The organism is Burkholderia sp. WSM2232, from assembly GCF_000472545.1.
In the GTDB taxonomy this organism is placed as follows: domain Bacteria; phylum Pseudomonadota; class Gammaproteobacteria; order Burkholderiales; family Burkholderiaceae; genus Paraburkholderia.
This window is the reverse complement of sequence record NZ_AWZV01000024.1, coordinates 81152-93874: the sequence shown is the minus strand read 5'-3', so window position 1 is coordinate 93874 and position 12723 is coordinate 81152. Positions and strand designations below refer to the sequence as shown.

The 12723-nt window shown below is 63.1% G+C and carries 11 protein-coding genes; 10 read left to right on the top strand and 1 reads right to left on the bottom strand.

The features are described 5' to 3' along the window. Nucleotide 1: 1 nt before the first annotated feature. The 6 genes from F757_RS0121730 (at nt 2) to lpxC (ending at nt 6267) form a co-directional block, all read left to right on the top strand. Nucleotides 2–955: a D-alanine--D-alanine ligase gene (locus tag F757_RS0121730; RefSeq protein ID WP_027213235.1), complete on the top strand. Its 954-nt coding sequence runs from the start codon at nt 2–4 to the stop codon at nt 953–955. Nucleotides 956–991: 36 nt separating this feature from the next. Next, nucleotides 992–1744, top strand: coding sequence for a cell division protein FtsQ/DivIB (locus F757_RS0121725; RefSeq protein WP_013340576.1), 753 nt, complete (start codon nt 992–994; stop codon nt 1742–1744). A 27-nt stretch (nt 1745–1771) separates the two neighbouring features. After that, a complete protein-coding gene (gene ftsA, locus F757_RS0121720) occupies nt 1772–3004 on the top strand; it encodes a cell division protein FtsA (protein WP_013340575.1) in 1233 nt (410 codons plus the stop codon). A 117-nt stretch (nt 3005–3121) separates the two neighbouring features. Further along, on the top strand, nt 3122–4318 hold the full coding sequence (gene ftsZ, locus F757_RS0121715; protein WP_013340574.1) for a cell division protein FtsZ: 1197 nt from the start codon (nt 3122–3124) through the stop codon (nt 4316–4318). Nucleotides 4319–4551: 233 nt separating this feature from the next. Continuing rightward, nucleotides 4552–5055: a peroxiredoxin gene (locus tag F757_RS0121710; protein WP_027213234.1), complete on the top strand. Its 504-nt coding sequence runs from the start codon at nt 4552–4554 to the stop codon at nt 5053–5055. 294 nt (nt 5056–5349) lie between these two features. Further along, the gene (gene lpxC / locus F757_RS0121705; protein ID WP_027213233.1) at nt 5350–6267 is read left to right on the top strand and encodes a UDP-3-O-acyl-N-acetylglucosamine deacetylase; all 918 of its coding nucleotides are present in this window, start codon (nt 5350–5352) and stop codon (nt 6265–6267) included. 84 nt (nt 6268–6351) lie between these two features. Here the strand turns inward: lpxC and F757_RS0121700 are convergent, their stop codons facing one another. Then, a complete protein-coding gene (locus F757_RS0121700; protein ID WP_027213232.1) occupies nt 6352–6837 on the bottom strand; it encodes a DciA family protein in 486 nt (161 codons plus the stop codon). Between the two features lie 289 nt (nt 6838–7126). Here F757_RS0121700 and secA point away from each other — a divergent pair, with 289 nt between their 5' ends. From secA to F757_RS0121680, 4 genes are all read left to right on the top strand, one after another. Beyond that, on the top strand, nt 7127–9937 hold the full coding sequence (secA, locus tag F757_RS0121695; protein WP_027213231.1) for a preprotein translocase subunit SecA: 2811 nt from the start codon (nt 7127–7129) through the stop codon (nt 9935–9937). A gap of 165 nt (nt 9938–10102) precedes the next feature. After that, on the top strand, nt 10103–11344 hold the full coding sequence (argJ, locus tag F757_RS0121690; protein WP_027213230.1) for a bifunctional glutamate N-acetyltransferase/amino-acid acetyltransferase ArgJ: 1242 nt from the start codon (nt 10103–10105) through the stop codon (nt 11342–11344). Between the two features lie 39 nt (nt 11345–11383). Continuing rightward, nucleotides 11384–12253 carry an ATP-binding protein gene (locus F757_RS0121685; protein WP_027213229.1) on the top strand — a complete coding sequence of 290 codons (870 nt, stop codon included), beginning with the start codon at nt 11384–11386 and terminating at the stop codon, nt 12251–12253. After that, the gene (locus tag F757_RS0121680; protein ID WP_027213228.1) at nt 12250–12675 is read left to right on the top strand and encodes an NUDIX domain-containing protein; all 426 of its coding nucleotides are present in this window, start codon (nt 12250–12252) and stop codon (nt 12673–12675) included. The genes F757_RS0121685 and F757_RS0121680 overlap by 4 nt, the downstream gene beginning before the upstream one ends. The last annotated feature ends 48 nt before the right edge of the window (nt 12676–12723 follow it).

The window sequence follows — 12723 nt, the reverse complement described above, 5'->3', positions numbered from 1 at the left end:
GATGAGCAGTAATCAGTCAGATCAACTCGCGAAGAAATTTGGCAAGGTGGCCGTGCTGCTCGGCGGGAATTCCGCCGAGCGCGAGGTGTCGCTCAATTCCGGGCGCCTCGTGCTGCAAGGTTTGCGCGATGCAGGCGTCGACGCGCATCCGTTCGATCCGTCCGAGCGTCCGCTTGCCGCGCTGAAGGAAGAAGGCTTCGTGCGCGCGTTCAACGCGCTGCATGGCGGCTACGGCGAAAACGGCCAGATTCAGGGCGCGCTGGATTTTTACGGCATCAAGTACACGGGTAGCGGCGTGCTCGGCTCGGCGCTCGGGCTCGATAAATTCCGCACCAAACTCGTGTGGCAGCAGCTCGGCATTCCGACGCCGCCGTTCGAAGCCGTGATGCGCGGCGACGACTACGAAGCCCGCGCGAAAGACATTGTCGCGAAACTCGGCTTGCCGCTCTTCGTGAAGCCCGCGAGCGAAGGCTCGAGCGTCGCCGTGATCAAGGTGAAGAGCGCGGAGGCGCTGCCTGCGGCGCTCGTCGAGGCGGTGAAGTACGACAGGATCGTGGTGGTGGAAAAGAGCATCGAGGGCGGCGGCGAATACACCGCGTGCATCGCGGGCAATCTGGACCTGCCTGTCATTCGCATCGTGCCGGCCGGCGAGTTCTACGACTATCACGCGAAGTACATCGCAAACGACACGCAGTATCTGATTCCGTGCGGTCTGACGCCGGACGAGGAAGCGCGCATGAAAGTGCTGGCGCGCCGCGCGTTCGAAGTGCTCGGTTGCACCGACTGGGGCCGCGCCGATTTCATGCTCGACGCCGACGGCAATCCGTACTTTCTGGAAGTAAATACGGCGCCCGGCATGACCGATCACTCGCTGCCGCCGAAGGCGGCGCGTGCGGTCGGCATCAGCTATCAGGAACTGGTGGTCGGCGTGTTGGCGCTGACCTTGAAGGACTAATTGAAGCACTGAGCGGGGCAACCCGAAAGCAACACCATGTGGAACAACGTTCGCCAGCTCAATCTCGCCGCCAGCGCATTGCATGCGTTGCTGGTGCTCGTGCTGCTGGCGGCGGGCGGTTACTGGCTGATCCAGCGCCCGAATTTCGCGCTGCGCGAGATACAGATCGACGGCGATACGGAGCACATCAATTCGCCGACGGTGCGCGCGGGCGTCGTCGGGCGGTTGAAGGGCAACTTTTTCACGGTCGACCTCGACGTCGCGCGCCAGGCGTTCGAACAGATGCCGTGGGTGCGCCACGCGAGCGTGCGACGGGTCTGGCCGAACGCGCTGGCTGTCACGCTGGAAGAGTACAAGCCGCTTGGCACGTGGGGCAGCGATCAGCTGGTGAGCGTCGACGGCGAGCTGTTCACCGCGAATCAGGGCGAGCTCGAAGAAGAACTGCCTGCGTTCGACGGCCCGGACGGCACGGCCAAGGAAGTGGTCGCGCGTTATCACGACTTTCAGAAGTGGTTTGCGCCGCTCGACGCCACGCCGGAAGAAGTCACGCTGTCGCCGCGCTACGCGTGGACAGTGAAGCTATCCAACGGCATGCAGGTGGAGCTGGGGCGCGAACGCAATCAGGACACGCTGCTGGACCGCAGCAAGCGGCTGACCGCGGCCTGGAACGCGGTGACGCAACGTTGGGGGAAGGATATCGAGTATGCGGACTTGCGCTATCCGAACGGTTTCGCGATTCGTGCCGCTGGCATGCGCTTTATCAGCGAACCCGACAAGGGCAAGAAGTAAACGGACATCACACGCAATGAGCACGCTATGAGTAAAGACTATAAAGATCTGCTGGTCGCCCTCGACATCGGGACGTCGAAGGTCGTGGCCATCGTCGCCGAGCTGAAGGGCGAAGGTCACTACGAGGTGATCGGCCTCGGCCAGAGCGAATCGAAGGGGCTCAAGAAAGGCGTGGTGGTGAACATCGAAGCCACCGTGCAGTCCATTCAGCGCGCGCTGGAAGAAGCCGAACTGATGGCCGACTGCAAAATCACCAATGTCTTCACCGGTATCGCCGGCAGCCACATTCGCAGCTTCAATTCGAGCGGCATGGTGGCGATCAAGGAGAAGGAAGTCACGCAGGCCGATGTGGCGCGCGTGATCGAAACGGCGAAGGCCATCAACATTCCGACCGACCAGCAGGTGCTGCATATCCTCACGCAGGAATTCATCATCGACGGTCAGGAAGACGTGCGCGAGCCGATCGGCATGAGCGGCATTCGCCTCGAAGTGAAAGTGCATATCGTCACCGGCGCGGTGAGCGCGGCGCAGAACATCGTGAAGTGCGTGCGCCGCTGCGGCCTCGAAGTGAACGATCTGATCCTGCAGCCACTCGCGTCGTCGCTCGCGGTGCTGACGGAAGACGAAAAGGAACTGGGCGTGGTGCTGGTGGACATCGGCGGCGGCACGACCGACATCGCGATCTTCAGCGAAGGCGCGATTCGCCACACCGCGGTGATTCCGATTGCCGGCGACCAGATCACGAGCGACATCGCGATGGCCTTGCGCACGCCGACGCCGGACGCGGAAGACATCAAGGTGGATTACGGCATCGCCAAGCAGGCGCTCGCCGATCCGGACGAAATGATCGAGGTGCCGGGCCTCGGCGAGCGCGGTCCGCGCACGCTGTCGCGCCAGGCGCTGGCAGCGGTGATCGAGCCGCGTGTCGAAGAACTGTTTTCGCTCGTGCAGCAGGTAGTGCGCGAGTCGGGTTACGAGGAGCTGCTGAGCTCGGGCGTCGTGCTGACGGGTGGCGCGTCGATGATGCTCGGCATGGTGGAACTGGGTGAGGACATTTTCCTCAAGCCCGTGCGTATCGGCGTGCCCGAGTATGCGGGCGGTCTCGCCGACGTGGTGCGCAATCCGCGCTATTCGACGGCAATGGGCCTGCTCGTCGAAGGACGTTCGCAGCGCATGCGCGGCCGCAAGGTCGCGGTGCAGTCGGGCTCGATGGGCCAGGTGTTCACGCGCATGAAGGACTGGTTCCTCGGCAACTTCTAACGCATTCATTTTCGAAATACGCGCTGGTGCCGGCGGCTGGCGCGCGACAGGAGGTTGCCCGATCTCCTGCCGAATAACGGCCGAGTGGCTGCAATTTTTTATCTTGACGGAGGCATCATGGATTTCCAAATGCTGGAAACCGAAACGAACGGCACCATCATCAAGGTGGTCGGAGTAGGTGGCGCTGGCGGCAATGCTGTTCAGCACATGATCAACAAAGGCGTGCAAGGCGTCGACTTCATCGTGATGAACACGGACGCGCAGGCTTTGTCGCGTTCGCGCGCCACCGCGGTGATCCAGTTGGGCAACACGGGTTTGGGCGCCGGCGCCAAGCCGGAAATGGGCCGCGCCGCAGCGGAAGAAGCACGTGAGCGTATTGCCGACGCACTGCGTGGCGCGCACATGGTCTTCATCACCGCGGGCATGGGCGGCGGCACGGGAACGGGCGCAGCACCCGTGGTTGCGCAGATCGCCAAGGAAATGGGCATCCTGACCGTTGGCGTGGTCAGCAAGCCGTTCGAGTTCGAAGGCGGCAAGCGCATGCGTGTGGCAGAAGCCGGTTCGCAGCAACTGGAGGATCACGTCGACTCGCTGATCGTCGTTCTGAACGACAAGCTGTTCGAGGTGATGGGCGACGACGCCGAAATGGACAAGTGCTTCCAGTGCGCTGACGACGTTCTGAACAACGCAGTGGCCGGCATCGCGGAAATCATCAACGTCGACGGTCTGGTGAACGTCGACTTCGAAGACGTGAAGACGGTGATGGGCGAGCAGGGCAAGGCGATGATGGGCACGGCGACGGTGGCCGGCGTCGATCGCGCGCGTCTGGCGGCCGAGCAGGCCGTTGCAAGCCCGCTGCTGGAAGGCGTGGATCTGTCGGGCGCGCGCGGCGTGCTGGTCAACATCACGTCGAGCCGTTCGCTGCGTTTGTCGGAAACGCGCGAAGTGATGAACACCATCAAGAGCTACGCCGCAGAAGACGCCACGGTTATTTTCGGCGCGGTGTACGACGATGCAATGGGCGACGCGCTGCGCGTGACCGTGGTGGCAACGGGTCTGGGCCGTGCAGCGAAGAAGCAGCAGTCCGCTCCGATGACGCTGCTGCGCACCGGTACCGACAACCAGCCGATCAGCGCACAGCACGCTACGTACGCAACGCCGTCGCACGCCAGCACCGCCGACTACGGCGCGCTGGATACGCCGGCGGTATGGCGCACGTCGCGCGACACCGCGGCTTCGCACGTGCAGGCGCTGCAGGAAAAGGGCGTCGACACGTACGACATTCCGGCATTCCTGCGCAAGCAGGCGGACTGAGCGCACGGGGCAGGCTTTCGCTGCCGCGCCGCCGGGGCATTCCTGGCTTGACGGCGTTGGCGGACGAATGCCCGAGCGTGGCGGGTGAACGGCAAACAAGCCGCGTATCGTGGGATTCGCGGCAAGGACAAGTGCCCTCTTCGGAATCGCGAAGCGGATTGGGCGACTGTCGCCGACTCACTGCGACACGATGACGTGCGAACGATGCTTCGCATCGATGCAAAGGACTGAGCATGATTCAAGCTGGTGACAAGCTGCCCGACGCAACGCTCTTCGAGTATGTCGAAGACGAACGCGCGGGCTGCACGATCGGGCCTAACAGCTTCGACGTGCGCGGGCAGACGGCGGGTAAGCGCGTGGTGATCTTCGGATTGCCAGGCGCTTTCACGCCGACCTGTTCGGCCAAACATGTGCCGGGTTATATCGAACACGCCGAGCAGTTGCGCGCGGCAGGTGTCGACGAAGTCTGGTGCGTGTCCGTGAACGACGCGTTCGTAATGGGCGCGTGGGGACGCGATCTGCATGCCTCGGGCAAGGTGCGCATGATGGCGGACGGAAGTGCGGCTTTCACACGAGCGCTCGGTCTCGAGCAGGATTTGTCGGCGCGCGGCATGGGAATCCGTTCCCAGCGCTACGCAATGGTTGTCGACGACGGCGTGGTCAAGACGTTGAATGTCGAGGCTGCCGGCAAATTCGAAGTGAGCGATGCAGGGAGTATCCTCGCGACGTTGAGCTAGTTATGTAAGCGTCAGCGCCTTCGCCGCGCACGCGGTTCATCGTGTGGCGCAACGGCAACGGCGGAAACGACGCTTTGTGACAGGCCGTTACGCGGGCCGACGACCGGAAACGCCTCCGTTCCGGACGCCGGCCCGTCACGCTTTCCCTCACGGGCGCCCGTTGAAAAACGCGGGTAACGCAGCGAAACAGATTGATACGTTCCGCGCGAAGACGCTCCTTAGGGTTATGGAGTATAATTCGTGCTATGGAACAAAAAGTCCCGATTGGGATTTTCAATCGAAAATAAGATCACCATGTTGAAGCAGCGCACTATCAAATCAATCGTCAAGACGGTCGGCATCGGTTTGCACTCCGGCCGTAAAGTCAACCTGACGCTCCGCCCGGCAGCGCCGGATACGGGCATCGTGTTCTCGCGCGTGGATTTGCCCACGCCCGTGGACATTCCTGCGTCGGCCATGGCGATTGGCGATACCCGTCTTGCTTCCGTATTGCAGAAAGACGGCGCGCGCGTTTCGACCATCGAGCATTTGATGTCCGCCTGCGCCGGTCTTGGCATCGACAATCTGTATGTCGACGTCACTGCCGAAGAAATTCCCATCATGGACGGCAGCGCCAGCTCGTTCGTGTTTCTGATTCAATCGGCGGGAATCGAAGAACAGAACGCGGCAAAGAAGTTCATCAAGGTCACCAAGCCGGTTGAGATTCGCGACGGCGACAAGTTCGCCCGGCTCGACCCGTATTTCGGTTTCAAGCTCAAGTTCACGATCGATTTCCGTCACCCGGCGGTCGACAAAACCGGCCAGGCGCTGGAAGTGGACTTCGCCGACACGTCGTACGTGCGCGAAATCGCGCGCGCCCGCACGTTCGGCTTCGCGCACGAAGTCGAGATGATGCGCGAGTTGGGTCTCGCGCGCGGTGGCAGCATGGACAACGCGATCGTGCTCGACGAATACCGCATCTTGAACAACGACGGACTGCGCTACGACGACGAGTTCGTAAAGCACAAGATGCTCGACGCCATTGGCGACCTTTATGTGGTCGGGCATCCGCTGCTGGCTTCCTACGACGCGTATAAGTCGGGCCACGGCCTGAACAACGCGTTGCTGCGCGAATTGCTCGCGCATGAAGATTCATACGAAATCGTCACGTTCAACGACACGCAAAAGGCTCCGCGGGGCTTTGCGTATGAGACGCAGACGGCTTTTGGGTAAGGAACCGGCATCGCGTCGCCGGTGAAATTTCCGAAGCGAGTGTATGAAAAATAAGCGGCTCATGTGAGCCGCTTATTTTTTTGTTCAGCGATTTCTCCGGTGCCTTGCCGCCATTTTCGCCAGCGCTTCGCGCAAAGGCGAAGGCGCGAGAGATTCACTGAGCGCGTGCAACGCGTCGGCGCCAGCGGGCGTCATGCGCGCCTGTTTTTCCGGCGGCGGTTGTCTGGCGGGCTGCGGGCGGACCCGGATGCGCAGCGCATTTACCGGCCAGCCGCGCTGTTGCAGATCCGCCAGCAGCCGCGGCTCCAGATGCCGCAGGCGCGCCGCGAGCGCATTGTGCGCGGCGAAGAGCGCCAGCACGCCTTCCTTGATAAAACCGGGTTCCACGCTCGTCGCCAGATAGTCGGGCAGCAGGTCGCGCAGATCCTTCTCGAGCGCGGCGATCTGCTCGACGCCCGCGCGCAGCGCGGCAAACGCGTCGGTGCGGTTGAGCACCTCGACGACCGGCTGCGGCCGGCGCACGTTGAACTGCTTGGGCGGCGGCCTTGAAAACGAGGGAGAACGGCTCATGTTCTAGAGTAGCGGCGTGGGCGCAGCACATGTGAAGATACGCCGCGATTGTACCGCGCGAGGTGCGGCGAGCGCCGCGCGTTGTCGCACCGTCAAAGCGCGGCGCGGCGGGCTTCGGTGCCCGCGGGCGTCGCGCCGTCGACACAGGCGTGGGCGGGGGCGCGTGCTAAAATCCCCGATTCGAATTCACTCTTGGACTAAGCCGCCGAGGCCCTTCTGACCCCGGAGCGCGCATGCGGGAACCGCATGTCCGCCAACCAGCCGAAGCCGCGACGCAGACACCGATCCGATGACCACCGGTTTTCTACAGAAGATTTTTGGCAGCCGCAACCAGCGGCTAGTCAAGCAATATCAAAAGACCGTCGCGGCGATCAATGCGCTCGAGCCGCAGATCGAGCAATTGACGGACGATCAACTGCGCGCCAAAACGGACGAATTCCGCCAGCGCGTCGCGGGCGGCGAGTCGCTCGACAAAATCCTGCCCGAAGCGTTCGCGGTGTGCCGCGAGGCAAGCAAGCGCGTGCTGAAAATGCGCCACTTCGACGTCCAGCTGATCGGCGGCATGGTTCTGCACTACGGCAAGATCGGCGAAATGCGCACTGGCGAAGGTAAAACGCTGGTCGCCACGCTGCCCGTGTACCTTAACGCCCTGTCGGGCCGCGGCGTTCACGTCGTCACGGTGAACGACTACCTCGCGCAGCGCGACGCCGAGTGGATGGCGCGCCTCTACAACTTCCTCGGGCTGTCGGTCGGCATCAATCTGTCGCAGATGGATCACGGCGCGAAGCAGCAGGCCTATGCGGCCGACATCACGTACGGCACGAACAACGAGTTCGGCTTCGACTACCTGCGCGACAACATGGTGTACGAGCCGGAAGCGCGCGTGCAGCGCGGGCTCAACTTCGCCGTGGTCGACGAGGTGGACTCGATCCTGATCGACGAGGCGCGTACGCCGCTCATCATCTCCGGTCAGGCCGAAGACCACACCGAACTCTACGTGCGCATGAACGCGTTGCCGCCGCTGCTCGAGCGGCAGATCGGCGAAGAGAAGGCCGACGGCACCGGCGTCGAAAAGCCGGGCGACTACACGCTCGACGAGAAAGGCCGCCAGGTGTTCCTGACCGAATCGGGCCACGAGAAGGCCGAGCGCCTGCTCGCTGAATGGGGCTTGATCGGCGAGGGCGAAAGCCTCTACGCGCCGCAAAACATCACGCTCATGCACCACGTGTACGCCGCGCTGCGCGCGCACACGCTGTTCCATCGGGACCAGCACTACGTGGTGCAGAACGGCGAAGTGATTATCGTCGACGAATTCACGGGCCGTCTGATGGCCGGCCGCCGCTGGTCGGACGGTCTGCACCAGGCCGTCGAGGCGAAGGAACACGTGAAGATTCAGAGCGAGAACCAGACGCTCGCTTCGATCACCTTCCAGAACTACTTCCGCATGTACGCGAAGCTGGCCGGCATGACCGGCACGGCCGACACCGAAGCGTACGAGTTCAACGAGATTTACGGTCTCGAAACGGTCGTGATCCCGACCAACCGTCCGCCCAAGCGGATCGACAAGCAGGATCAGATTTACAAGACGGCGAAGGAACGCTACGACGCGGTGATCCGCGACATCCGCGATTGCTATGAGCGCGGGCAGCCGGTGCTAGTCGGCACCACGTCCATCGAAAACTCCGAGCTGCTTTCGCATCTGCTCAAGCAGGCCGGTTTGCCGCACGAAGTGCTCAACGCGAAGCAGCACGCGCGCGAAGCGGAGATCGTGGCGGAAGCGGGGCGTCCGAAGCGCATTACGATCGCCACCAACATGGCCGGTCGCGGTACCGACATCGTGCTCGGCGGCAATGCCGAGAAGCAGGCGTCGTTCATCGAACAGGACGAGACGATTCCTGACGACGAGAAGCAGCGCCGCATCCAGCAGCTGCACGACGAATGGCAGGCGCTGCACGATCAGGTGAAGGCGGCGGGCGGTCTGCACATTATCGGCACTGAGCGCCACGAGTCGCGCCGCATCGACAACCAGTTGCGCGGCCGCGCGGGCCGTCAGGGCGACCCGGGTTCGTCGCGCTTTTACCTGTCGCTGGAAGATCCGCTGTTGCGCATTTTTGCCGGCGACCGCGTGCGCGCGATCATGGACCGCCTGAAGATGCCGGAAGGCGAGGCAATCGAAGCGGGCATCGTGTCGCGTTCCATCGAATCGGCGCAGCGCAAGGTCGAGGCACGCAACTTCGATATCCGTAAGCAACTGCTCGAATACGACGACGTCTCGAACGATCAGCGCAAGGTGATCTACCAGCAGCGCAACGAACTGCTCGAGGCGAACGACATTACAGAAACCATCGGCGCAATGCGTCATGGTGTGATTGCGGACATCGTTCACCAGTTCGTGCCGCCGGGCAGCATTGAAGAACAGTGGGACGTTCCGGAACTCGAAGAAGTGCTGCGCAACGAATGGCAGCTCGACCTCGCGATCCAGGAAATGATCAACGAGTCGAACTCGATCACGTCCGACGAGATTCTCGAAGCCGTGCAGGCCGCCGCGGACGAAGCCTACGAGGCGAAGGTCGAGCTGGTGGGCCGTGAGTCGTTCAGTGCGTTCGAACGTTCGATCATGCTGCAAACGCTCGACCGCAGCTGGCGCGAACATCTGGCCGCCCTCGATCATCTGCGCCAGGGCATTCATCTGCGTGGTTATGCGCAAAAGAATCCGAAGCAGGAATACAAGCGCGAGGCGTTCGAACTGTTCGCCGCGATGCTGGACGCGGTCAAGCTCGAGGTCACCCGCGTGGTGATGAACGTGCAGATCCAGTCGCCCGAGCAGCTGGAGCAGGCGGCCGAGCAGATGGAAGAGCAGGGCAGCCACCTCGAGAACGTTGAATTCCGCCACGCCGAATTTGCCGAGGCATCGGCTGCCGCGCCCGCGGCCGCCGAAGCGGCCACCGCTGCGATGATCGGCGACGCAATGAGCCATGGCTCGGCGCCGCAGGCCGCGTCGCCGGTTGGCGCAGACGGCGTGCCGAAAGTCGGCCGCAACGATCCCTGCCCGTGCGGCAGCGGCAAGAAGTACAAGCAGTGTCACGGCAAGATCGCCTGATGTCGAAGGCGGCGCGCTTCGAGGCGCGCCGCCTCGCTTGACAGCGGCTCTTTCGCACCGTGTTGTGTTGTTGATTGCGCGGTGGCACGGCTTCCTGACCGGGCCACCAGTTCCGTTTCCCTCGATGCCGGCGCCCGCCGGCATTTTCTTCGACAGGTCGCGACCATGGCTGTCAATTTCCCTTCGATCGATCCCGCTCAACTGCATCCCGTCGCCGGCGTCACGCTCGGTTGGGCGGAGGCGAACATCCGCAAGCCGAACCGCAAGGACGTGCTGGTCATTTCCGTCGACGAAGGCGCGACGGTCGGTGGCGTGTTCACGCAAAACCGCTTCTGCGCGGCGCCGGTCACCGTCTGCCGCGAGAATCTGGAGCGCGTGCGCGCCGGCGGCAAGCCGATTCGGGCGCTGGTGATCAACACTGGCAACGCGAATGCGGGCACTGGCGAACCGGGGCTCGCGCATGCACGCGAGACCTGCGCGGAACTCGCGCGGCTGGCCGACATCGCACCCGAACAGGTGCTGCCGTTTTCGACAGGCGTGATTCTGGAGCCGCTGCCGGTCGACCGTCTGAAGGCGGGCTTGCCCGCCGCGTTGGCCAACCGCAAGGAAGCGAACTGGTACGACGCCGCGCAGGCAATCATGACCACCGACACGCTGCCGAAGGCAACCTCGCGCCAGGTCACGATTGAAGGGCACACGGTCACGCTGACCGGCATCAGCAAGGGCGCCGGCATGATCAAGCCGAACATGGCGACCATGCTCGGCTTTCTCGCGTTCGACGCCGCCGTTGCGCAGCCGGTGCTCGACGCGCTCGTCAAACATGTGGCGGACCGCTCGTTCAACTGCATTACGATCGACGGCGATACCTCCACCAACGATTCGTTCATCCTGATTGCGTCGGGCAAATCCAGCCTGCCCGCGATCACCTCCACCGACTCGCCCGCTTACGCAGCGTTGCGCGATGCGGTGACCGAAGTCGCGCAGACGCTTGCGCAACTGATCGTGCGCGACGGCGAAGGCGCGACCAAGTTCATGACGGTTCATGTGGAAGGCGGTTCGAGCGTCGGCGAATGTCGCCAGATTGCGTATGCGATCGGCCATTCGCCGCTCGTGAAGACGGCGTTCTATGCATCGGACCCGAACCTTGGCCGCATTCTGGCCGCCATCGGCTATGCCGGCATCGACGATCTCGACGTCGGCAAGATCGATCTGTATCTGGACGACGTGCTGGTTGCCACAGCCGGTGGCCGCAACCCGGCATACCGCGAAGAAGACGGCCAGCGCGTCATGAAGAAGAGCGAGATCGGCATTCGCGTCGTGCTCGGCCGCGGCGATGCGCAAGCCACGATCTGGACTTGCGATCTGTCGCACGACTACGTGAGCATCAACGCCGACTACCGCTCCTAACCGGGTTCATTACGCGGCGCTCGCCGCTTATTCATTGTCATGGACAAACTCGAACAGTTTCTGACACGGGCCGAAGCTGTGCTCGTGCGCCTGGAAGCCATGCTGCCGCCCGCCGCGCCTGAGATCGACTGGTCGGCGGCGGTCGCTTTCCGCTGGCGCAAGCGCCAGGGGCGCGGCTATCTGCAAGCGGTGCCGGCCATTTCGACGATCACGCTGGACGATCTGCAAAACATCGATCGCCAGAAAGCGCTGATCGAGCAGAACACGCGCCAGTTCGTGCACAAGCTGCCGGCTAACAACGTGCTCTTGACGGGCGCGCGCGGCACCGGCAAGTCGTCGTTGATCAAGGCCTGTCTGAACGCATACGCCAAAGACGGCCTGCGTCTCATAGAAGTGGACAAGGACGATCTGCACGATCTCGGCGACATTGTCGAGCTGATCGCGCAGCGGCCCGAACGCTTCGTGGTGTTCTGCGACGACCTTTCGTTCGAAGACGGCGAGTCGGGCTACAAGGCGCTCAAGGTCGCGCTCGACGGGTCGGTCGCCGCCCAGTCGGACAACGTGCTGATTTACGCGACGTCGAACCGTCGGCATCTGCTGCCCGAGTACATGAGCGACAACGAGACTTACAAGCACACGTCCGATGGTGAGATTCACCCGGGTGAGCTTGTCGAAGAAAAGATCTCGCTGTCAGAACGTTTCGGCTTGTGGGTCAGCTTTTATCCGTTCAAGCAGGACGACTACCTGTCGATCATCGCGCACTGGCTGCGGCACTTTGGCTGCAACGACGCGGAAGTCGAAGCGGCCCGCGGCGACGCGCTGGTGTGGGCGCTCGAGCGCGGGTCGCGTTCGGGGCGTGTCGCATGGCAGTTCGCACGCGACTGGTCCGGCCGGAAATCGCAGCCATGAGCGACGCGCAGAAGAACGCGGCCGGCCGCCCCGTCACGGAGGTCGCTGTCGGCGTGCTCGTGCAGCCGGATGGGCGCTATCTGTTGGCGCAGCGTCCGGCAGGCAAGCCGTACGAAGGCTACTGGGAATTCCCGGGTGGCAAGCTGGAAGCGGGGGAATCCGTCGAGGCGGCGCTCGCGCGCGAGTTGCACGAGGAACTCGGTATCGACGTCAAGGCATGCCACTTGTGGCATACGCTCGAACACGATTATCCGCACGCCTATGTGCGGCTCTTTTTCTGCAAGGTGACGCAGTGGACCGGCGAGCCGCACGGCCGCGAAGGTCAGGCGTTCGTCTGGCAGGCGTTGCCCGCGGAGGTTTCGCCGCTGCTGCCGGCCACCATTCCCGTGCTGGAATGGCTCGCGGCGGAGCACACGGAATAGGTGGCGCTCAAGCGCGATGCGTGGTTTCGGTTGCGGGCGTGTGCGGTC

What these genes read in the sequence shown, in the direction of transcription:
- F757_RS0121730 (WP_027213235.1), top strand. Translation starts at nt 2, where the DNA reads ATGAGCAGTAATCAGTCAGATCAACTCGCGAAGAAATTTGGCAAGGTG.
- F757_RS0121725 (WP_013340576.1), top strand. Translation starts at nt 992, where the DNA reads ATGTGGAACAACGTTCGCCAGCTCAATCTCGCCGCCAGCGCATTGCAT.
- ftsA (WP_013340575.1), top strand. Translation starts at nt 1,772, where the DNA reads ATGAGTAAAGACTATAAAGATCTGCTGGTCGCCCTCGACATCGGGACG.
- ftsZ (WP_013340574.1), top strand. Translation starts at nt 3,122, where the DNA reads ATGGATTTCCAAATGCTGGAAACCGAAACGAACGGCACCATCATCAAG.
- F757_RS0121710 (WP_027213234.1), top strand. Translation starts at nt 4,552, where the DNA reads ATGATTCAAGCTGGTGACAAGCTGCCCGACGCAACGCTCTTCGAGTAT.
- lpxC (WP_027213233.1), top strand. Translation starts at nt 5,350, where the DNA reads ATGTTGAAGCAGCGCACTATCAAATCAATCGTCAAGACGGTCGGCATC.
- F757_RS0121700 (WP_027213232.1), bottom strand. Translation starts at nt 6,837, where the DNA reads ATGAGCCGTTCTCCCTCGTTTTCAAGGCCGCCGCCCAAGCAGTTCAAC.
- secA (WP_027213231.1), top strand. Translation starts at nt 7,127, where the DNA reads ATGACCACCGGTTTTCTACAGAAGATTTTTGGCAGCCGCAACCAGCGG.
- argJ (WP_027213230.1), top strand. Translation starts at nt 10,103, where the DNA reads ATGGCTGTCAATTTCCCTTCGATCGATCCCGCTCAACTGCATCCCGTC.
- F757_RS0121685 (WP_027213229.1), top strand. Translation starts at nt 11,384, where the DNA reads ATGGACAAACTCGAACAGTTTCTGACACGGGCCGAAGCTGTGCTCGTG.
- F757_RS0121680 (WP_027213228.1), top strand. Translation starts at nt 12,250, where the DNA reads ATGAGCGACGCGCAGAAGAACGCGGCCGGCCGCCCCGTCACGGAGGTC.